This is a genomic window from Sphingobacterium lactis (assembly GCF_051951495.1).
Lineage (GTDB): Bacteria > Bacteroidota > Bacteroidia > Sphingobacteriales > Sphingobacteriaceae > Sphingobacterium > Sphingobacterium lactis_A.
Genome location: NZ_JBNHAS010000001.1, coordinates 475,844 through 497,672, shown reverse-complemented (window position 1 = coordinate 497,672; position 21,829 = coordinate 475,844). Strand labels below are relative to the sequence as shown.

17 protein-coding genes are annotated in these 21,829 nt (G+C 38.2%); 9 read left to right on the top strand and 8 right to left on the bottom strand.

The window, feature by feature from the left end; translation table 11 throughout:
- Positions 1-371: 371 nt before the first annotated feature.
- The 9 genes from ACP6L2_RS02040 to ACP6L2_RS02000 all read left to right on the top strand — a co-directional run bounded on the left by ACP6L2_RS02040 (position 372) and on the right by ACP6L2_RS02000 (position 12,664).
- Positions 372-938 carry an RNA polymerase sigma factor gene (locus ACP6L2_RS02040; protein ID WP_440507648.1) on the top strand — a complete coding sequence of 189 codons (567 nt, stop codon included), beginning with the start codon at positions 372-374 and terminating at the stop codon, positions 936-938.
- Between the two features lie 47 nt (positions 939-985).
- Positions 986-2,146, top strand: coding sequence for a FecR family protein (locus ACP6L2_RS02035; protein ID WP_440507647.1), 1,161 nt, complete (start codon positions 986-988; stop codon positions 2,144-2,146).
- Positions 2,147-2,308: 162 nt separating this feature from the next.
- The gene (locus ACP6L2_RS02030; RefSeq protein ID WP_440507646.1) at positions 2,309-5,812 is read left to right on the top strand and encodes a TonB-dependent receptor; all 3,504 of its coding nucleotides are present in this window, start codon (positions 2,309-2,311) and stop codon (positions 5,810-5,812) included.
- 12 nt (positions 5,813-5,824) lie between these two features.
- Positions 5,825-7,594 carry a RagB/SusD family nutrient uptake outer membrane protein gene (locus tag ACP6L2_RS02025; protein WP_440507645.1) on the top strand — a complete coding sequence of 590 codons (1,770 nt, stop codon included), beginning with the start codon at positions 5,825-5,827 and terminating at the stop codon, positions 7,592-7,594.
- A gap of 1 nt (position 7,595) precedes the next feature.
- Entirely contained in the window at positions 7,596-8,525 is a 930-nt protein-coding gene (locus tag ACP6L2_RS02020) for a sugar phosphate isomerase/epimerase family protein (protein ID WP_440507644.1), read from the top strand.
- Between the two features lie 4 nt (positions 8,526-8,529).
- The gene (locus ACP6L2_RS02015) at positions 8,530-10,224 is read left to right on the top strand and encodes a right-handed parallel beta-helix repeat-containing protein (protein ID WP_440507643.1); all 1,695 of its coding nucleotides are present in this window, start codon (positions 8,530-8,532) and stop codon (positions 10,222-10,224) included.
- A gap of 2 nt (positions 10,225-10,226) precedes the next feature.
- Entirely contained in the window at positions 10,227-11,354 is a 1,128-nt protein-coding gene (locus ACP6L2_RS02010) for a YdcF family protein (protein WP_440507642.1), read from the top strand.
- A gap of 24 nt (positions 11,355-11,378) precedes the next feature.
- Entirely contained in the window at positions 11,379-12,257 is an 879-nt protein-coding gene (locus tag ACP6L2_RS02005; protein WP_440507641.1) for a phosphodiester glycosidase family protein, read from the top strand.
- Positions 12,258-12,460: 203 nt separating this feature from the next.
- Positions 12,461-12,664 carry a YwbE family protein gene (locus ACP6L2_RS02000; RefSeq protein WP_344672717.1) on the top strand — a complete coding sequence of 68 codons (204 nt, stop codon included), beginning with the start codon at positions 12,461-12,463 and terminating at the stop codon, positions 12,662-12,664.
- A gap of 358 nt (positions 12,665-13,022) precedes the next feature.
- On the opposite strand, the gene ACP6L2_RS01995 is transcribed toward ACP6L2_RS02000, so the two are convergent.
- From ACP6L2_RS01995 to ACP6L2_RS01960, 8 genes are all read right to left on the bottom strand, one after another.
- On the bottom strand, positions 13,023-13,940 hold the full coding sequence (locus tag ACP6L2_RS01995) for an NAD(P)/FAD-dependent oxidoreductase (protein WP_440507640.1): 918 nt from the start codon (positions 13,938-13,940) through the stop codon (positions 13,023-13,025).
- A gap of 47 nt (positions 13,941-13,987) precedes the next feature.
- Positions 13,988-15,190, bottom strand: coding sequence for a GTP-binding protein (locus ACP6L2_RS01990; protein WP_440507639.1), 1,203 nt, complete (start codon positions 15,188-15,190; stop codon positions 13,988-13,990).
- A complete protein-coding gene (locus ACP6L2_RS01985; RefSeq protein ID WP_440507638.1) occupies positions 15,187-15,393 on the bottom strand; it encodes a hypothetical protein in 207 nt (68 codons plus the stop codon). The genes ACP6L2_RS01990 and ACP6L2_RS01985 overlap by 4 nt, the downstream gene beginning before the upstream one ends.
- 340 nt (positions 15,394-15,733) lie before the next feature.
- On the bottom strand, positions 15,734-16,468 hold the full coding sequence (locus ACP6L2_RS01980) for a class I SAM-dependent methyltransferase (protein ID WP_440507637.1): 735 nt from the start codon (positions 16,466-16,468) through the stop codon (positions 15,734-15,736).
- A 39-nt stretch (positions 16,469-16,507) separates the two neighbouring features.
- The gene (locus ACP6L2_RS01975) at positions 16,508-17,575 is read right to left on the bottom strand and encodes an NAD(P)H-dependent flavin oxidoreductase (RefSeq protein ID WP_440507636.1); all 1,068 of its coding nucleotides are present in this window, start codon (positions 17,573-17,575) and stop codon (positions 16,508-16,510) included.
- 629 nt (positions 17,576-18,204) lie between these two features.
- On the bottom strand, positions 18,205-19,617 hold the full coding sequence (locus ACP6L2_RS01970) for a BT_3987 domain-containing protein (RefSeq protein ID WP_440507635.1): 1,413 nt from the start codon (positions 19,615-19,617) through the stop codon (positions 18,205-18,207).
- 14 nt (positions 19,618-19,631) lie between these two features.
- A complete protein-coding gene (locus ACP6L2_RS01965; protein WP_440507634.1) occupies positions 19,632-20,795 on the bottom strand; it encodes a DUF1735 and LamG domain-containing protein in 1,164 nt (387 codons plus the stop codon).
- Between the two features lie 5 nt (positions 20,796-20,800).
- Positions 20,801-21,829 carry a glycoside hydrolase family 18 gene (locus ACP6L2_RS01960; protein ID WP_440507633.1) on the bottom strand — a complete coding sequence of 343 codons (1,029 nt, stop codon included), beginning with the start codon at positions 21,827-21,829 and terminating at the stop codon, positions 20,801-20,803.

Here is a 21,829-nt window from a genome sequence, read left to right as displayed (position 1 = left end):
TAAATCCACATCGATGATAACAAGATTTACCTTTCATAATTATCAACCAATAAGAAATATTCAGTAAAAGGCTGAATGGGAAACGCGCAGGGATTATAAATAAACCAAAAAAATAAATATTATTTAGGTAGCATTCAGTAAGAAAAAAGAAGTAAGATGGTAATAATCTTATAGAATTCTCTTCACCAACAATTCTTTCCTTCTTTTTATTCCAACTATTTAATTTTTTGCCTTACTTTGTTTATTGATTGATCCAACTAGGACAATAATTAGTAACCAAAATATAGATCGATTAATCATTTAATATATTGTTAATATTAGATTTTTAATTTTGGCTTCGACTTAACAGCAGTTGAATCACTAAATCTACCATGAAGATAGACATGCAAATATTCAAGAATTTGAAGAATGGCGATATTAACGCCTTTCAACAAGTGTTTGATGGCTATGGTCAATCTATTTTCAACACAGCATTTAAAATCCTTAAAAGCAAAGAACAAGCTGAAGAAATAGTACAAGAGACCTTCTTAAAGACTTGGTTGAACAGAAGAGAAATTGATGAGACTAAAGATATTTGGCCATTTATCTATGTTATTGCGAAAAGATTATGTTTCAATCAGCTTCGATCGATGAAGTATGATATGTTGGCTCAACAAGAACTCCTTCGAAACATAAATGAGAATGTTGAAGATTCTAAGATTCAGCTCTTGGATATACAACATTTATTGGATGAATCTGTTAAAGCCTTACCTGGCAGACAACGCCAAGTGTGGATCATGAGTAGAGAAGAAGGAAAAAGCCATAAGGAAATAGCTGAAGAACTAGGTATCTCTCCAAATACCGTGAAAAACTGTTTGGTTCAAACCTTAAAAACCTTACGCCATACCTTCAAACAGGCAGATTATATATATTTATTACTTTTTTTCTTTCTTCAATAGTCCTATCCCCTCTCTCGTGTGTACTCTATATAGTTAAACCCTAAAAAGTGCACAAAGAACGTTTTAAATATCTTAACCAAAAATTCTTAAACAATAACATTTCGGAATCGGAATTAACAGAATATTTCAATCTGTTAGAGCAGCATGAAGACTTGTTTTATGAATCATTGGACCAACTCCCAGACATTGACCAAGAAACTGAGTTCAATAATGAGCAAGTCTTTCAAAAAATTATACAGCATGAGGAGTTTCAACATCATGCAAAAACCAAAAGACTTATACCTTATAAGTGGATTGCAGTTGCTTGCTCTATAGCACTTGTGTTAGGATTTATTTTTTATCCAAAAGACAATGCCAAAGAAGAGCTTGTACATGAAACCCCAACTGTTCAACAAGAGTCTACAAAATCCAGCATTAATAGTACTAATACTGCAATTCAACTAGCGGACGGAACTCGACTAGATATTAATGACATTGACAAGCAAGAAGTAAGCTATCATGGCGTAGTTCTTTCTAAAATCAATAAAGATTTAATTCGTGTCCGAATGAATGAACAGCATATTTCTGATCCAATAGCATTTCATGAGTTCAACACCCCAAAGGGTACCAGTTACAGTTTAGAATTACCGGATGGTAGTACTGTACAATTAAACTCAGGCTCAAGCTTAAAACTAAAATCTGACTTCAATAAACAATCCCGAGAGGTTAACCTTAGTGGTGAGGCCTATTTTGATGTAGCACACAACAAAAACAAGCCTTTCAAGGTACAAACGAAAGATTACCACATTCAGGTATTAGGAACACAATTCAACGTTAAATCCTACCCACAATTGACTCAGACCAAAACAAGTTTAGTAAAAGGCTCTGTAGAGGTCAATACTGCTGTCAAAGCATTGAAGTTAGTTCCAGGAGAACAAGCCAAAGCTGGTAAAAGCATTCAACTGAGCAAGGGTAAAGCTAATTTCCGTGAAGACTTAGCTTGGAGAGATGGTTATTTCCGATTTAATAATGCAAGTATAAAGGATATAATGAGTGATATCAGTACCTGGTATAATATCACAGACATCCGATATGAATTAAATACCGATGAACGCTTTACAGGTTCTATCGTTAGAAGTAGAAGTTTAAAAGAAGTATTAACAGCTATGGAAAAAATTGCCAATCTAAAATTCGATATGAAAGAAGGGAGGGTTATCGTAAGAAATTAACCTATGTAAAATAACGGAAGCGCGGCCACGCTTCCGCTTAAATCGTATGGGATAAAGTCCTTATTAACATTGAATTATTTACCCAATACTAATCAAATGTATTATTTTTTTACTAGAAATCCCTACCCTAAGCTGGTGGGGTTAAGAAAACTACTGTTAATTATGAAACTGGTTTCGTTGTTGTTACTTGGAACCATGCTACATGTTAGTGCATCTACCTTTGGACAGAAAGTTTCTGTTCATGCCAAGCAAGCAACATTACAAGATATATTGCAGGATATCCAAAATCAAACCAACTACGATTTTCTATACAGCAATACCCAGATTAAACACGTGGATAAGATTGATGTCTCCATGAAGAACAAAGACCTACGGGAGGTTCTTCAAAAAGTATTGACACCACAGGGTTTGGTATTCTTTGTAGAGAACAATATGGTGCTAATTAAATCGCGTACGGAGTTAGCGACTAGTCCAGAATTGGTTCAACGTGTGATTGAAGGATATGTGAAGGATGCACAGAACCAACCTATCTCAGGTGCTTCTGTTTCCCTTCAAAACAGCAATCTGGCTACCGCAACAGATGAAAAAGGATATTTCAGATTACAAAGTCCTACAGCGCAAGCGACTATTTCTGTTAGTGCCATGGGTTACACGACACAGGTAATCCCGGTTACTGGATCCGCACCTTTACAAATCGTTTTAAAAGAAGCTGTTTCTGATTTGGATGAAGTAGTTGTTGTTGGATATGGTGTTCAAAAGAAAGCCAATTTAACAGGTGCTGTATCTCAAGTCAATGCCGAAGATATCGCATTACGTCCGGATGCCAACATTGCAACCACCTTACAAGGACTTATGCCTGGATTAAACATTCAAATGAATGATGGTGATCCATCAGCTACTCCAGACATCAACGTCCGTGGATTCAACTCCATCAATGGTGGCAGTCCTTTAGTTTTAATCGATGGTATTGAAGGTAATATCACGCGCGTAAATCCAAATGATATAGAAAGCGTGACGGTGTTAAAAGATGCTTCCTCTGCTTCAATTTATGGTGCCCGTGGTGCTTTTGGGGTTATATTAATCACCACTAAAACCGGAAAAGCAGGAACAACTTCCATTGCCTATACCAACAACTTTGGTTGGACTACACCTACCGCTCGAACCGATTATATTTCTGACCCTTACATCTACGGAAAAACAGTCGATGCGGCATTATATGGTTACAACGGAACTTCCTATACCAACTACAACGACATGGACTGGGAAACCATTAAAATGGTCGCCAACGGGGAAATCGAACCTTTCCATGAACTGCAAAACAATGGATCTTACAAGTTTTTCTACAAGTCCAATTGGTGGGATCACCTATTTAAAAAACAACAAGCTTCAAACTTTCATAACATCTCCATTTCTGGAGGTACTGATAAGTTAAAAGGATATTTATCGGGACGTGTCTTCAAAAGAGAGAGCATCAACAACATCAATGAAGATGCAGATATGGACCGTCAAAACTTAAAAGCAAACTTAGTTTTTACACCAAACTCTTGGTTAGAAATCTCCAATAATACGCAGTTCATCAACGAAAAAGACAAAGACTATGGTGGTTACACCAATGGTTTTGGAGGTCTTTGGAGTACGACTACTTGGTACAATTTAATGGCCTTCTACCCTATCATGGTTGATGGCATCCCTACAGACATCGGTACAGGTACTGGTGGTCAAGGTGGTAATGCTGGTCTTCATTCTGGTAAGACTTGGCGCTTATTCAATAACGAAGAATTCACCAATACCTTCCGTGCAGTTGCAAAACCTGTTAAAGGTTTACAAATCAACTTTGACTATAGCAATCGTATAGAAAACACGGCTCGTACCTTCCGTTTAAACCCATTTGAATACCTTGCAGGAAACAAATTAGATCACCGTATTGTGGGATTAAACCGCCTTACCGAATATCGTTGGAAGGACAAATACAATGCGATCAACTTATTTGCTACTTATGAAAACAGATTTGCAGATAAGCACAATCTAAAACTCTTAGCAGGTTACAACCAAGAGCAATTTGATAGAGATCGTATTGCTACAACAGCAGACGATTTATTGATTGAAGATCTATCCAATCTTTCTTTGGCTACTGTCATGAACAGCATCTCTGGATCAGCGACTAATTGGGCGATTCAAGGTTTCTTTGGTCGTTTAAACTACGACTATGAGAACAAGTACCTATTGGAAATCAATGCGCGTTATGATGGATCTTCAAGATTCCCTGAAAATAGCCGTTGGGGTTTGTTCCCTTCTGTTTCCTTGGGATGGCAGGTTGATCGTGAAGCATTCTGGGAGCCTATCAAACCTTATGTATCTTCTTTAAAAATCAGAGGTTCATACGGAAAACTAGGAAACCAAACTGTTGATGTTAATACCTTCAAAGAACTGATGAGTGTTGGTAAGTCGGATTGGTTAAACGGTGGAAACCGCTTAGTATTTGCAACCATGCCAGGCCCACTTCCTAATGTCGTTACTTGGGAATCTACTAAGTCGACGAACATTGGAGCTGACATCGGCTTCCTAGAAAATAAGTTGTTATTTAACGTAGACTGGTTCCGTAAGAATGTAGAAGGTATGTACCTTCCAGGAGAACCACTTCCTGCTGTTTTTGGCGCAAGTGAGCCAAGAGAAAATTATGCTGCTTTAATGAATAAGGGATTTGAAGTAGGTGTTTCTTATCAGAACAAATTTGATGTTGCAGGATCACCTTTAAACTTCAATGTATCAGCTAACGTTTCTAACTTTATCGGTACGATCACTCGCTATAATAACCCGAAAGGTTTATTGAGCTCTTATTACGAAGGAAAACGATTGGGAGAGATTTGGGGATATCATATCGATGGTCAATTCCAATCGGATGAAGAAGCTTTAGCTTACCAAAACTCTTTCACTAATCCAGCAAATAGTCTATCACAAGTTTACAATGACGTCTTAAATGTGACGCAGAACAGTGAGTGGAATCATTTGCGTGGTGGAGATATTCGCTATGTTGATGTGAATGGCGATGGACGAATTGACAAAGGTGAAAACACCTTAGACAATCATGGTGACTTACAACGTATTGGTAACTCCATGCCGCAATTCCCATTCGGCTTGAACTTAAATATGCGTTGGAAAAACATCGACATGTCCGTAGCATTAGCAGGAGTTGCACGTCAAGACTGGTACCCTACAGGGGATCTTTTCTGGGGTCCATACCAAAGACCTTACTTATCCTTTATCCGTAAAGACTTAATTGATAACGCTTGGAGACCAGATGAAACAGGAAACAAATACCCACAGATTTACCGTGGTTACTCTTCTCTTCAATCTGGAAGATCGCTATATGAGTTAAACGACTATTACCTACAAAACTTAGGTTATATACGTGTGAAAAACTTCAGCGTTGGTTATACGCTTCCTCAACAATGGACACAGCGTGTGAAAGTTGATAAATTCCGTGTATTCTTTAGTGGAGAAAACATCTTGACATGGAGTTTCGGCGGATTAACTAAATACCTTGACCCAGAGCAAGCTGGTGCTGCCGTAAATTACTCTGCCCCTGCTACTGCAGATGACAGAGGTGACTTAAGGACCTATCCAATGGGTAAAACCTTCTCTTTTGGTGTCATGTTAAATCTTTAATCTCAGCGAATCATGAAAAAATTAAAATATACCAGCATCATACTAGCCAGTTCCGCAGTATTTATGTTTGGTTCTTGTAGTAAAGACTTTTTAAATCAGCCTGCGGAAGATCAGGTGGAAGCTCCTTATTTCTTTAATACTGAAAAGGATCTAGAAGTAGCTACCAATGATTTCTACAGCATGTTGGCAACCATGGAAGTTTACACCAATGATGCCAACTCCGATAATCTTATGCCCTTAAATCCGGCAAACCAAATTAAAGGAAATCGTATAGTTCCTGTAGCTTCTGGTAGCGGAGGTTGGTCTTGGGGAAATCTACGTAAGATCAATTACTTCTTGGAAAACTACCACAAGGTTGGAAGCCAAGCGGCAAAAGATAAATACAGCGGTATTGCCCGCTTCTTTCGTGCTTATTTCTACTACGATAAGGTTAAAACCTTTGGTGATGTGCCTTGGTATGGAAAAGTGTTGACAGGTAAAGATCCTGACTTATACAAACCTAGAGACTCTAGACAGTTGGTCATGGACTCTGTTCTTGCTGATTTGGATTATGCCATTAAAAATATCCCTGCAGAAAAACAATTGAACCTTGTCACTAAATATACAGCTCTATTATTAAAGGCGCGTATATCCTTATTTGAAGGTACTTTCCGTAAATACCATAAAATAGAAGGTTCTGAAAAGTTTCTGATAGAAGCAGCTAATGCTGCTCAAGAACTGATACAAGCCAATGCATATACCCTATATACAGAGGGTGGACCGCAAGCGGCTTATAGAAACTTGTTTGGACGTGATAAACAAGATAATATTGAAACTATCCTTGCAGCAGATTATGAGTTAGGTTTAAAGGTGCATAACCTAGGTTACTTGTTCACTTCAGCTACTTCTGGTTCTTATGGACTAATGAAGGATGCCATTGACAGCTACCTGATGAATGATGGTTCCCGTTTTACAGATAAGGCAAACTATAAAACAACCTCATACTTCCAAGAGATGCAAAATCGCGATCCAAGACTTACACAGACTACTGCAGGTCCTGACTTTAGAGTAAACGGTGAGTCTAAAAACGAACCAGTCACTTTAAACATTACGACCACTGGGTATCGCTTAATCAAGGCTTTGCCTAATCGCTCCCAATGGGCTACCAGTGCTTCCGTATTTGATCTGATTTTATTCCGCTATGCAGAAGCCTTATTGGTTTTCGCTGAAGCAAAAGCAGAATTAGGAACACTTACCCAAGCTGATCTGGATCTGTCAATCAATAAGCTGAGAGCTAGAGCGGGAATGCCTAATCTAAACCTAACACAAGCAAATGCTAGCCCTGACCCATACTTGGCAGATATGTATCCAAATGTTTCCAATACGGCCAACAAAGGTGTTATCCTTGAAATCCGTAGAGAACGTCGTATCGAGCTATTCAATGAAGGTCAACGTTGGGACGATTTAATGCGTTGGAAGGAAGGTAAAAAAGTAACCAAACCTATGGTTGGAGTTTACTTCTCAGGAGTTGGTGGACATGATTTTACGGGTGATGGAAATGCTGATGTATTCTTACATACAGGAAGTACAACTGGTGCTCCTTCGACAGTGACTTCAATGATTAATATCAATCAGCGTACCTTAAGAAACCCGATTACAGGTCAACAGAAAGCAACTTCAGGTAACCTTGATCCATTCCCTCAAGGTGGTGTATTTGACGAAGAAAGAGATTACTTCTTCCCTATCCCATCAGAGGATTTGAAGCTTAATGAAAACCTGAAACAAAACCCAGGATGGAAATAAGATGAAAAATCTATTGATTACACTTTTCCTGCTTCTAGGAAGTTTTTCAGGAAATCAAATTCAAGCGAAGGACAAGAAATTCCCTATTGGTTATGCTTTAGATATCAAGAAAATAACCGATGAAAAAATCCAGTATATCAAAGGATTGGGAATTGATTACATCGAACTTGCCGGAATAGGTGCTATGTTGGAAAAGAACCTACAAGAGACTACGGTTGATGCCCAATGGAATGTCCGCATGCAAGAAATTGCGGATATTCTTAAGCGTCATAAGGTCAAAGTATGGTCTGTACACATGCCATTCAGCAAACACCTTGATATTTCCAGATTGGATGAAGAAGGTCGACTTCGAGTTTTGGAAGCGCAGAATAATGTCTTGAAGGTATTAAAACCTGTCAAACCACATATTATCCTATTCCACCCTTCTTTTTACTTGGAAAAAAATGTCCGTGATCAGCGCGCTATGCAGTTGAAGAAGTCGGTTGAGTCATTAAACAAATCAGTGAAAGCCTTACGTGCAACTATGGTTGTAGAAAACATGTTGGGTCCAGAACTGACAGTTGGTGATCGTGAAAGACCTTTGATGCGTACCGTTGAGGAGGCCTTGATGCTCTTTAAAACATTCCCTAAAGATGTAGGAATAGCTGTAGACTTCTGCCATATCGCTCATCCAGAAAATCTGCTTGCAGCATTTGGTTCAAGAGTTAAAACCTTGCATGTTTCCAATGGTAATGGAAAGGCAGAGGATCACCTTCTTCCTTGCGACCCTCGTGGTTCAAATGATTGGAACGCTATTTTCGCAACCCTTGAACGTATAAAATACAAGGGTGTATATATGCATGAATGCAAGTTTAACGATGAGAAGGAAATCGTAGATTGTTATAATACGCTTTGGAATAATTACCAAACTAGTAAAAAAACTAAGCATTAATCGAATGAAATACCTATTTGCAAACATATTTATCCTCCTACTTATAGTCAATATGAGTAGCTGTAAAAAGGATAATAAATCCTTTGAGGAAAAACTCTTATCCACTACCGAATTAATCGAGGTAGGTAGCAAAACTGGGACATACCAATTTGGTGTTTTGTCCAATCAGAACATGCTATTAGAAACAGATGTGGATTGGATTACCCTAGATACAACCGAATTAGCGAAAGGCAAACGCCAAGTGAGTTTTCAAGTTGCCGATAATAAAGAAGATGAACGTTCTGGGATAATCACCGTTAAAGTCAATGAAAACTTAAGTACCCAAGTATTGGTGAGCCAAGAATCGGGTAAGGTTCCTGTATTCTATGTGAGTCCTGAGGGCAATGGTGATGGCTCTTCTTGGTCCTCTCCTACTGCATTCCATACAGCTATGGAAAAAGCAACTACCGGAAGTACCATACATTTAATGGAAGGCGTTTATAAACCCGTTAAAACCATTCGTAATGGTGATGCATCCGTGGAATCTGATAAAACCTTTGAGGTTTCTAAAAACATTTCCATCATTGGTGGTTATGCTAAAGATGCCATGATTGGAGCAAAACCAAATGCCAGTTTATATAAAACGGTATTGGATGGAAACTTAGCATCAGGTAAGCAAGCTTTCCATACAGTCACCATTACGGCAATTAAAGAAGCTGAGAGTAGAGTTTATTTAGAAGGTTTACAGATCACTGGTGGTAATGCGACTGACCGCAGTACAAACATCAGCATCAATGGCTTAAACTTTAGCCGTGGTCAAGGTGGTGGTGTAGCTGTTGGTGGATCTGAAGTTTACATGAAAAATGTAGAGATCATCAACAATAAGGCTACAGCTGATAAAGGAACAGTTGGTTTTGCTGCTGGTCTATATGGCTTTGGTTCTGCCAATGTGACAATGGAAAATTGTAAGGTCAATGACAACGAAAACACCGGCAATAATGGTGGTGGTGTCTGGATGCATACTTCCAATCTAACAGCATACAATTCTCAGTTCAACAGAAACTCCGCTAAAGGTACAGCAGGTGGTGTTCATGGTTACCCGAATGCCAATATTACGCTTTACAATTCCGAAGTAAGCTACAACAGCAACACTTCTTATGGAGCTGGCCTATATTTAAGAGAGAATTCCAAAGCCATTATTGTCAACTGTTTAATGGTGGAAAACACCAGTACATCTAAAAACGGTGGTGGTGCAGTCATGCTTTATGATGCAAGTACAGCAGACATCATCAGTTCTACCATTACCGGTAATAAGGTTGCTGGTCCAGGTGCGGGTGTTTATCGCCGTTCTAAAGTCAATAACTTAACCGTCATCAACTCCATTATTTCAGGTAATATCCAAGATAATACCTCAACGGATGTAGATGCTTATTCAGATAATACTGGTATTCCAGCAATTCTAAAAAGCTCGGTTATTGCCTCTCAAGTTTACGGTGAAGCAGGATCATTGGTTACAGGTGCTACTTTCAATCCAGGAACCATGCTAAGTGCACAATACCTACCTATCGGAAGCAGTAACCCAGCATTAACCTACGGATTAACAGGCTCCTCCTTGTCTAATGTGGGACAGACCTACAAGCCGGCATTGGATGATCGAATCAAATCCGATAAAAACGCGAATGAAAGAACGCAAACCGTGATGGGTGCATTAATTAAATAAGCATGAAAAAACACATTTTAGTTTTATTCTTCGCATGCCTTTCCTTGTCCTCTTGGGGACAAGGAAAAAAGGTCATGCTGGTTCTTGGATCAGATAATAAGGAAATCTTGTTGGATCGTGTAAATATTGCCCTTCGCTTATATAAGTCACAGCCATTTGATGATATCATTGTTTCTGGCGGATGTGCTGCCCATGGATCTGTAATTTGTGAAGCCAGCCTGATGTTTGAAACCTTGAATAATGCTGGTGTACCAGCGGCTAAAATCCATAAAGAAGAGAATGCTAAAACGACCGTTCAAAATTATGTTTTCAGTAGAGAACTAAAGGATGAACAAGGCAAAAGAATCATTCAACCAGGTGATACCTTATATGTGGTTTCCAACCATTGGCATGCTATTTCGGTTGCTGCTCGATTACAAAAATACGATCAGGTCTACGCGAAGTTCCATATTGAAGGTCAGGTTGAACCTAAGGCAACCGATAAACTGGACTATGTCAATATTTTCAACGGAGAAACAGACTCTGAAAAATTTATTAGCAAAGGCAAATGGTTAACCCCAAATGCCGTTTGGTTTACTCCAGATAGTATCCGTTATTTCATGGATAATAAGTTGTACAGTAGTGATAAAGCACACAGTACCTATAATACTTCAACTGTTGGACAATTCTTTCCTTTAATTCCAGAACTAGCCAACCAAGAAGCCCTGCGCTTTATTGATGCTGGTGAACAGGGATATTTTCTAATCGGATCCCAAATGTTTCTGGTTGACAAGGAAAAGAAAAATATAAGCAAGAAACTTGACTTAAATACTTTCATTCCTAATCTATCTGAGCAATGGAAAGTCCATGCTAAAACAGGATTTATCAAAGATGATAAGCTATTTCTGTTTAAAGATGATGGCTTGTTGATTGCGAAGAAAAAAGGAAAAACCTATTCCATTCTCCAGGAAACCACGGCCAATCAATATTTTAAGAACTGGCCTTTTAGCTGGGGTAAAGGAAATGTATCTGCAGCGGCTATCGACCCTGTCAGTAAGCAAATTATCTTATATAGGAACCAAGAACAGCTGTTCTTAAATAAGGACCTGACCGAGGCGACTGAAGTAAAACCACTAAAACTAAAATGGTAAAATAAAACCCTAAAAAACAAGACAATGAAAAAGTCAACTTTATTATATTATTTCCTCTTTATATTCCTCTTCATTTCCTGTTCTAAGGAAGATGAAGGAACGCAATTGCCTTATGACTATTCCCAGGAACAATCAGTAGGTTTAGATGAACTTCTGGCGAAAACTGAGTGGAAAACAAAACAGATTAAGGATGGAATCGTATGGAAATATTTTCATTTCCCCCAACTTTTCGAATCTAAGCAATACGTCAATATTTTTGAGATCGACTTAACAAAATCACCTTCAATTGATATTCCATATGTGAAATCTGGCTTCTTAAAAACTAGTGCTGCCGCTGTTCAAGCAAATGCTATGGTGGCAATCAATGGTTCTTATTTTAACACCAGCAAAGGTGGATCTACTGTATTCTTTAAATACGCGGGGAACATCATGAATCAAACCGTAAATGGTTTCGATTTACATCGCGAAAATGCAGCACTTATTGTTGATGCTGCTGGAAAACCAAAGATCATTCAGAAGCCAAGTTCAGGTTGGTCATCTGTAGCAGAACCTTTTGCATTAGCTGGAGGACCATTGATGATCGTCAATGGCGAAGAACAAAAACAATTGAACGTGGACTTCAACACCGCGAGACATCCAAGAACGGCAGTCGGCATCACTGCAGATCAAAAAATGATCTTGTTAGTTGTAGATGGACGTTCGTCTCAATCGCAAGGATTGAATATTATGCAATTATCTTCCCTAATGAAAGCTTTAGGATGTACTTCAGCCGCTAATTTTGATGGCGGAGGTTCTAGTACCGCTTGGGCTAAAGACGAGGGAATTGTCAACTTCCCTTCTGATAATGGAAAGTTTGACCACGAAGGCGAAAGAGCTGTAGCAACGGTAATCACCATAAAATAAACCAACAAAAAAAGGCAGTGAATCTTAATGATCACTGCCTTTTATCTTATAAATGAGGCTTTATGGTATTCTATGTTTATCCATCTCAGTTCATCAATTATCAATTATTACTGTGTCTATTAATCTATTAACTGTTTGAATTTACACCTAATACGAATTCAGAAACTTTTATAGTAATTTTGAAGAAATAAACAGCAAAGAAAATGAGTGATCCAAACAGCAGAGTGAACATTAAACCAGGGATTTTGGTGAATATCATCCTTAAAAAAGACCAAAGATCTGGAAACTTAACCGAAGGTATTGTAAAAGATATATTGACCTCTGCCCCATACCACAGCCGAGGAATTAAAGTACGCCTTACGGATGGTCAAATTGGCCGTGTGGCAGAAATTATTGACGAAGATTAATGGGTAAGACAATAATACCATGCCCCCAATAACTCGCCGCCCTTAAGGGACAAAAAGACAAGTAAAATGGTGAATATAGCTATAAAGTAATACTTGTTTTCTTTACTGATCTTAAGATTCATATTGCTTAATTTTAAGTAATCATTTTTTTCTAAATTATTAAAAATAATTTAAATAGCCAATCTAGTTGCACGTTTTATCACGGGTTTAAAGAAGAATAAAAGCAATGCAATGGAAGCAATACAAAATATATAGGATTGCGATAAAGCATATTGATCTTGTATGGACAGAACATTGGCTATAGCATAGCTTAACATGGAAAAAATTATATAACAGGCCCCGAAATACCTAAGCTATTTTACACTTGTTTAAATTCCTGAGTCGCCAAATCCGCATTGACTGCTGCCCCTGCCATACCTCCGCTAGCCACTGCCTGAGCTAATGAACGAACCTGATTTGTATTATCACCACAAGCGTATACACCTTCAACTGTTGTTGCTTGCATAGCATTTACGCTTATTAATCCCTTTTCATTCATCGCACAACCTAATTGCTCTGCCAAGGTAGATTGTTGTTTAAAGGGAATTGCAGCATACATCGCATTGGCTAGAATCTGATTCCCATTTTCCAGAATTACACCTTTCATCATTCCATCTTCATGAATGATGGCCTTTAATGTACCCGGGTATATGCGTATATCCTTTTGCTCAAAGCTTGCTAATTCATTTGGTTCATATGAATCATAATCTCTGCTCAACAGGACCAAGTTTTTAGTTAAATTGTGTACCAAAGCAGCTATGTGAAGTGCATGATCCTTTCCAACCATGATAATAGTCGGTTGATCACGAAATTCGTAGCCATGACAATAAGGACAATGAATAACCGACTTACCCCAACACTCCTCAAAGCCAGGAACGACAGGAAATTCATCCTTTAATCCTGTTGCTAGAACAATACGTTTGGCGGTAAAATTTCCCGAATTTGCTAATTGAATTTCAAATCCTCCTTTTACCGATTCTGCTCTAAGCACCTCATCTGATATGCATTGAACACTTGGATAAGCTAATACTTGTTTCCTTGTCTTCTCCGCCACATCCCCCGGCACCTCACCATCAAACCCTATAAAGTTATGCGAATGCGGTGTATAACGATTACACGGTTTTCCGGCATCAACAATCAATACCTTTCGCAACGATCTACCTAATGCCATAGCCGCAGAAAGACCTGCAAAGCTTCCACCGATAATAACGACATCAAACTCTTTATTCTTCTCCATTTTCCTTCCTATTTAACCTGCATTTCTAAATAATATCAATCTCCAATTTAAAGATTCACTGGGAATGGAACGTTAATAAGTATGTTATTTTTATATAAATAATCTTCGGACTCCTGCAATAAACAGGATTCCAGTTCCGCAATCATCTTCTCTTGGTTTATACCTTGACCTATGAATACCAACTCATTCTTTCGGTCACCCCATTCCCTATCCCATTTGGATTCAATAAGGTCTTGGTGTGTCACAAAACTTGGGTAAGCCAGTCGCTCATTCAAAGACATGCTACTCCACCAAACTCCTGCTCGTTCTAATCGGGAAGATCCCCCTGCTTGCGAAAAATTCAAAGCATCATTCGGTCTGGAAGCTAACCAAAACAAGCCCTTGGCACGAATGACTGTATTTGGATAGGACTCGTGTAGATAATCCCAAAAGCGCTCCGGATGAAAGGGTCTTGAGGAACGAAATACAAATGATCCAATTCCATATTCATCCGTTTCTGGAACATGCTCCTCTTTCTCCAATTCCTTGATCCATCCTGCCGATTGTTCCGCCTCTTCATAATCGAATAAACCCGTATGGATGATCTCTTTTAAAGGGACCTGACCAAAACTTGTCTCCACTATTTTTGCTACCGGATTGAGGGTTTTAATGGCAGCGTGTAATAGGGCCACTGATTCAGTATCCACCAAATCCGTCTTATTTAATACAATAACATTGGCAAATTCTATTTGATCACAAAGCAGGTTGACAATAGTTCGATAATCACCCTCCAAATCGGTTAATTCCCGATCAACTAATAGCTCATCGCTCGAAAAATCCTTCATAAAATTATAGCAGTCAACAACGGTCAACATGGTATCAATGTAACTGTAAGCAGATAGATCAATTCCATTTTCCTCATCGACAAATGAAAAGGTCTGTGCAACAGGAATGGGTTCACTAATACCCGTGCTTTCAATTAATAAATAATCAAAACGATCTTCTTTAGCGAGTTTCTCCACTTCCTCCATCAAATCCGCCCTGAGCGTACAACAAATACAGCCATTGCTCAATTCCACTAATTTCTCTTCAGTTCTAGAAAGCGTATTTTCTTGTTCAATCAATCGAGCATCAATATTGACCTCACTCATATCATTGACTATTACAGCTACTCTTAGCCCCTCTTTATTGTGTAAAACATGATTAAGTAAGGTTGTTTTTCCTGCTCCCAAAAATCCGCTAAGAACAGTTACTGGTAATTTATTTTTCATTGGCAAGCTTGTTTAAACCAAGTGATAATATTATTTAAGTGTGATTCTCCATATAGTCGGATAAAGCGCATCCGCTCCTCATTTTCTACATCTTCATAAACTAGAAGACGTTCTTGGACAAAAGCAAAAGTCAATGGAATTTGACATTGTATCTCAATACAATCCTTCCATTCTTCGTATGTGCTTGGTAAATTAACTTTCATGCTCTTAGAATTTTATTCGTTGATTCTATGCTATTAATTAGCTGTTTTGTCAGGATTTCAAAAATCTTTTTCAGACGAACTGCCATTAATATTCAAAACAAATATAAATATAAAATTATCAATTGCAACAATATTGCATGTAATAAATATATTAGATGAGTTTTAGAAGAAATAATTGGTCAGTAAGGTTCAATATCAAAAATGGCCGCAAAGAACTTGCAGCCATTTAGAAGTATAAATCAGCCTCATAACCCTATTTTTATACGAATTATGAAGCCTTAATAAATTTTATAATTAGCCCTTTCTAATGAATATTTTTAAAAACATTAAAAGATATCGATTAGTTCTTTTTCACGGAGATCAAAAGCATCATCGGCCTGCGTAACTCGACTCTCCATGCAGGATCTTTGGCAAGTTTTTCCTTACTTGGTGTAGGTTCTTGAATTTCCAACAATTCAAAACCGAGCTTTAATAAGGTTTGAACATAAGTGCTCAAAGTACGATGGTATTTTACCAATTCTATATCCAAAAATTTCGGATGCCTTTCCCCTTCTTTGAAATATTGGTCAACTGGCCAATGCAATAAATTACCAGCCTCATCTTTATACCATTCCTGAGAACCTTCCGCTGTAAAAATGGGGTGCTCTACAGAAAAAACAAACCTACAACCCGGTTTTAACCAATCGTAGACAGATGCCATAAACCCTTCATAATCCATAAGATAATGCAAGGTCAAGGAACTGAATATAAAATCAAAACTATGGGCAGAAAATTGTAAATCTTCCAATGCTGATTGCACATACTCGACCTCTTTTATACCATTGATTTCTTTTGCCTTTTCAAGCATTTTCTCTGAAATATCGACACCTACCACAGAGTTTGCGCCTTTTTCTATGATATAGCGGCAATGCCATCCATAACCACATCCTAAATCCAACACATGCATACCCAGTACATCTGGAAACATACTGCGTAATACCGGCCATTCGCCTGCTCCTTCCAAACCCTCTATTGAACGTTGCATTTTTCCATAAGCTTGGAAAAATTGAGGATCATCATATTTATTCTCTTTCATAAGTATATCGTTAAGAACTTATCATCCTGTCTTGATTTATCAGTTGCCTAGGGCTTCTGTTTCCTTTATTAAAGCCATAAGAATGTCTTTCGTGGAAAGATCAGCATAAGCGGAAATGGATTGTCCCAGCCATATATTGACAAACTCAGCGTTATTTTGTTCTTTGGCAGCCTTTCTTAGGGCAGCAGTCAATTTATTCTGATATGGGAAAGGCAATATAGCTCCTGCTCTTTCTACCTCCTCTATGAAGCTATTATTTATTCCACGTGCATATCGACCAGAAAAACTTCTTGTAAGTACAATGTCCTTCTCCTTGACATTTCTGAGCCTATTTTTTTCAAACTCTTGTAAAGCACTTTCCTTAGACCCCAATAAGATGCTACCTACTTGCACGCCAGCAGCACCTAATTCTCTACTCGCCAAAACCGTTCTGCCATTATAAATTGCACCAGCATAAATCAAAGGTAAATTGACAGCTTCCTGAACTTGAGCCAACAGAGGAAACCCGCCAATTCTCGGCAATTCCTCATCTAAAAAAGACCCACGATGTCCCCCTGCTTCCCAACCTTGTACACAAATAACATCTACTCCGGTTTTTTCTAGAACCAATGCCTCCTCGACCGAGGTACAGGTTCCAATTAATTTCGTTCCAACAGCTTTGAATTTCTGAACGGACGCTTGATCCAAATTCCCAAAAGTAAAACTTACTATAGGGCATCTCTCCTCTACCAATGCATCAACCTGCTCCTGATAAGGTGTTAATTTGATCGATGAGATTTCCGGAAAATCTACCTCTAATCCATTATCAAGCGATAATTGCTTAAGAAATTGTTTTACTTCTTCATATTTGCTATCCAGTTCAGCTGTTCTTGTGGGTATTTGATGGGTGAAAATATTAACAGCAAACGGTTTATTTGTTAGGTTTTTTGCCTTTCGTATCAATTCGATGGATTGATCCGGATTAAGGTCAGCTAATGCCAATGACCCCAAACATCCTGCATCATTAGCGGAAACGAGCATATCAACTGTACTAACACCAAACATCGGAGCCTGTACGAGGGGATAATCCAAATCTAATAATTCCGTTATTTCTGTATTCCAATTCATCGCCTGATATTAATTTTAGTATAAACCTAAGGATAGCTCAGTGAAATAGCAATATAAAGCTCGATTATGACATGATTTGAACATACATGATAGTGTTTGACAATGAGTGAGATATGACGTATTCTAGGACTTGAAACGCAGGATAAATTATTGACCTTTTGTTCGAATTAACCTTGTATTACGCAGGGGTTTCCTAGGGGTTTGCTAGGGGTTTTCTTCGACACACTTACGGAGCTTGTTCGGAACTCGTTCGGATCTCCTTCGGATCTCGTTCGGTTAGAAGCGAACGAGATCCGAAGGAGATCCAACTAAGATCCAAGGAAATTCCGAAGCGTTCTAAAAGAAAACCCTAGCCAAATAGGAGTTTAAATGCACCTAAACCCGTTTCAAGCCTTAAGGAACTAGAAAATACAATGAATAGAACACAGCATTTAAAAGTATCCTATGACTCAGAAATTAATCCTATGCTCCTAAAGGAAAAAGTGGTATATAATTTTATCCATTTTAGGCAGGAGATAAGAAAATCAGGAAGACAATTCAAGGACAGGAATAGTGGTAAAAAGAAAAGAGGGCACCACCCCTCTTTTCGTAATCACAATTTACCAATAATCACATTAAAAAATGTTTCTTTACCAATCCTTAGCGTATTTTTTCGCTGGATCAAAAACGAGTTCATCGTCGAATAATATTTTTGCAATATTCTCAAGAGCAGGTTTTTGTCTTGAATTGAAGTTTGCGCGGTTAGGATCAAATGCGAAGATCATATGGGCTCCATACCCACCAGTACGAATATTATTCAATGCGGTAGTCGTTGGGAATCTTCCTTGAGCATACTCACCAGATGACATTCCCCACCCTGACCTGGCTAGTCCGGGATAATAGTTTGTCAAGCTGTAAGATCCTAAATAATCGTGCAATGCGTAATCCACATAAGCACCAGCAGGAGCCTCAGCAATAGCGTTCGATCCTCCAAAGTTTCCTGTCCTTGAATATACATAAACCATAATCAATTTATCAGGCATGGCTTTTTTAGTCTCATAACAAAGATTGGCAGCCGCTTTGGCAGAAGGATAAACAAAACCAGCAGGGATATTGCTAAACGGATATGACGAATACTCATCATCGAAAAATACCCCATCTAAATCATAAGCTTTACAAGTAGCAGCAATTTCCTGTGCAAAAGCTTTTGCTGCTTCTCCATTTAAATTGGCAACGCCAGATTTATCGTGATTTCCTAGAATACTTAAAATCACTTTAATACCACGATCTTTAAGTGGCTTCAGGTATTTCTCCTTATTCTCCAATATGTGCGTTACATTCGGGTTATGTGTGATGATGACCTTACCCAATTGCTCGCTGTAGTTGATGTTCGAAGAGAATAAAATAACCATATCCACAAGAGGTTTACCACTATTTTTCAACGTAATAGATAAGTTGTTTAGCGGGTTAGTATCATTAACTTCCATACAAGAGATAATCTTGATACCCGTACTTTTATCAGCATTAGGTAATTTGGAAACATCCTTTACTAATAATAAATAATCAATGGATTGACCATCTGCAAGTTTAGTACTTAAGGGAATAGCAAATGTTTCTGACTCGGAAAGTTGTTGATTACTTGTTAAGCGAATCTTTATTTCCGATGATTTTTTTTCATTGGCATTGATGCTGAACTTGCCTTGATCCACTAAACTGATTAATTCCTTAGGAAACATTTTGAAAGATGTTTCATTCTTGCTGTTGTAAGCTTGAAGTACTTCTTCATTAATGGCCACGGAATTATTGACAGCAGCAGCACTAGGCTTAGTCAACTCTACATAAAGACCAAATTCACCTGCGGTTTTAAATTCAAATAAGGATTGATCAGACTTTCCATTTTGACCAATCAAGGTAGCTAGTGCATTCGGATTGGTTTCATAAGAAGCTTCCTTTTCTTCCCCTACCTTCACTACTTCCTCTTTACAAGAATTGAAGGCGAAAAGGGCCATTACCCCTAAGAAAATGGGAATGGATTTTCTATATATATTAGATACTTTTTTCATGTTGTTAGGTTTTATTATTTTGTAGCAACTGTCTTTTCAGGCAATGCGACATTCACCCAATTAATGGCCGATTTGGCTATCATGTGGTTTTGATTTGCCGTATGATCTTTAATCAAATTACCTTCACCTTCATTACATTTCCAATATGAAACAAGCCCTTCACTGTCCACAGGCACCTCATAGAAATTACCCGCGATTTCATCTTTGCTACGTTCCTTGTTCCATATTCTAACTTCGGAGAATTCACCATTAAAATAGCGCGCATCCTCATAGGAACGACCAATTTGAAAACCATTGATCCCTGCTATTCCAAAGTTGACAGCACCTAGACTAGGCTTTAACACCTCTGCCTGTAGCGCACCATCGATATATAATTTGATACTTCCGGTCGTTCCGTTGACAGCTACTGCAATATGCGTCCATTTATTGGCTGTTAAGCCTTTGTTCGGATCTGCTCCTGGCATATTTCCAGCAGAAGTGGCAACTTGGACCTGGTTACTTGGAAATCCAGCATCCCCAATACGGATTAGAAATTTGCCTTCAATACCCATAATTGTACTGATGAAATTCTTGAAGTCTTTAGCACGAACCAATGCTTCTAGTGTAAATGACCGCAGGTTATTTACTACGGCTGGGTTTTTCCAACTGTCGAAATAAAGGTAGTTCTTCTCTAAACCGGCAACTTTATTGATCAAATCACCTCCTTTAAAACAGTAATAGCTAATGGACTCGGAATTCAAAACTGATAAGCTGCTGCTATTTAGACTAATTGGAAGTACATACACCTTACTTTTATCCAATGCATTTACATTTTTGAAGGTGATATTTAAGGATTCAGACTTCACACTTCCTGCCGTAATTTTCAAATCAGCATTTGGAAGATCATAGAATTCCTTACCTAATAGTTCCGCCTTTTCTTCAAAAGCTTGATTGAATCGAGCAACTTGATTTTCATCAACAATTACCTTTGCCTGAATTTCGGAATCCTGTGGTTTGGCAATTGCAATTTGAATTTGCTTTTCCACATTTACTACCGAAGGTTTTATCAAAATGGTCTCTAACTTCGGAGACAACAAAAACATTTTATTCTCAAAATTTTCATCATCCTGCTTACAGGATTGAAAGATGAAAAGTACGCTAAAGAGAAATAAAATTGACTTATTAATTCGCTTATTCATAACCCTTATTTCTTATTGGTTGGATTTAAAATTCCAATTACCTGTCTTGATTTCCCATAAGATTTCAAGATGTTATAGTAATCGTATTGAAGGTTCAAAAGGCCTACGCCATGGATTTCTTGATTTCCAGTTGTGCTTTTCACAAACTCTGCTGTTCCTACTCCTGCCAATGATTTATCTTGGAAATAACCCAAGGCACTTTCATCAGGCTTTAAAGACGGTAAGTATGCCATGAGAATGATTTTCCATTTTGGATCAGCTGCAGCCATTGCCTCATTATATTGCAAGGCTAGATTACTTTTACTTAGAGCAGTTTGTGTTGGAAGAATCACATATGAAGATTGATCTAAATACTTTTCTGTAGAGACGAAATATGGAACTCCCTTATAAATAAACTCCTTGTCAGTATGTTTTGATTTCCATTCATTTACCGCATCAAACACCGTTTTCTCTAAGGCAATTTGCGCTGTCTGCTCATCTGCACTCAAATGAAGTTTGGCCTTACTTTGGAATGATAGCACTATTCCTTGATAAGCAAATTCGGTGGAATATGACAGTGCGACCGGCAAAGTATCGACTAAGAATGCTTGGAAAGTTTTTGGTTTAGCATCACCTACCTTACGGTCATAAACACCTTTCATGAAATCTACATTAATTTCATAAAGCGATTTAATACCCTTTTCCTGCAAGATCTGTTTCATCTCTGCTTGTTCTCGATCAAGGAGATATTTTGGTTGTTCAAGGACCACAAAGTCTAAGCTATCTGGAATGCCATTAATATGATCTGCCTGACCAACCGTATTCTTGACAGCATTATTGTACCATGCGATACTAATTTTATGTGGAGCAGCTTTGAACGCCTTTAAGTCGGCCAGGTAAGCCGCATAAAGAGCAGGATTGTTCTCCTTAACTGTAGCTTGTTCAACCTTTAAAGATTCCACATCAGTCCAATCTTTACATGAATTTAAGATGCTGATGACACCTAATGGTAAGCACAGCAACGAGATCCATTTTATCGTTAATTTCTTCATCAT

Coding starts and splice junctions, on each gene's coding strand:
- ACP6L2_RS02040 (WP_440507648.1), top strand. CDS start 372: ATGAAGATAGACATGCAAATATTCAAGAATTTGAAGAATGGCGATATT.
- ACP6L2_RS02030 (WP_440507646.1), top strand. CDS start 2,309: ATGAAACTGGTTTCGTTGTTGTTACTTGGAACCATGCTACATGTTAGT.
- ACP6L2_RS02025 (WP_440507645.1), top strand. CDS start 5,825: ATGAAAAAATTAAAATATACCAGCATCATACTAGCCAGTTCCGCAGTA.
- ACP6L2_RS02020 (WP_440507644.1), top strand. CDS start 7,596: ATGAAAAATCTATTGATTACACTTTTCCTGCTTCTAGGAAGTTTTTCA.
- ACP6L2_RS02015 (WP_440507643.1), top strand. CDS start 8,530: ATGAAATACCTATTTGCAAACATATTTATCCTCCTACTTATAGTCAAT.
- ACP6L2_RS02010 (WP_440507642.1), top strand. CDS start 10,227: ATGAAAAAACACATTTTAGTTTTATTCTTCGCATGCCTTTCCTTGTCC.
- ACP6L2_RS02005 (WP_440507641.1), top strand. CDS start 11,379: ATGAAAAAGTCAACTTTATTATATTATTTCCTCTTTATATTCCTCTTC.
- ACP6L2_RS02000 (WP_344672717.1), top strand. CDS start 12,461: ATGAGTGATCCAAACAGCAGAGTGAACATTAAACCAGGGATTTTGGTG.
- ACP6L2_RS01995 (WP_440507640.1), bottom strand. CDS start 13,940: ATGGAGAAGAATAAAGAGTTTGATGTCGTTATTATCGGTGGAAGCTTT.
- ACP6L2_RS01990 (WP_440507639.1), bottom strand. CDS start 15,190: ATGAAAAATAAATTACCAGTAACTGTTCTTAGCGGATTTTTGGGAGCA.
- ACP6L2_RS01985 (WP_440507638.1), bottom strand. CDS start 15,393: ATGAAAGTTAATTTACCAAGCACATACGAAGAATGGAAGGATTGTATT.
- ACP6L2_RS01980 (WP_440507637.1), bottom strand. CDS start 16,468: ATGAAAGAGAATAAATATGATGATCCTCAATTTTTCCAAGCTTATGGA.
- ACP6L2_RS01975 (WP_440507636.1), bottom strand. CDS start 17,575: ATGAATTGGAATACAGAAATAACGGAATTATTAGATTTGGATTATCCC.
- ACP6L2_RS01970 (WP_440507635.1), bottom strand. CDS start 19,617: ATGAAAAAAGTATCTAATATATATAGAAAATCCATTCCCATTTTCTTA.
- ACP6L2_RS01965 (WP_440507634.1), bottom strand. CDS start 20,795: ATGAATAAGCGAATTAATAAGTCAATTTTATTTCTCTTTAGCGTACTT.
- ACP6L2_RS01960 (WP_440507633.1), bottom strand. CDS start 21,829: ATGATGAAGAAATTAACGATAAAATGGATCTCGTTGCTGTGCTTACCA.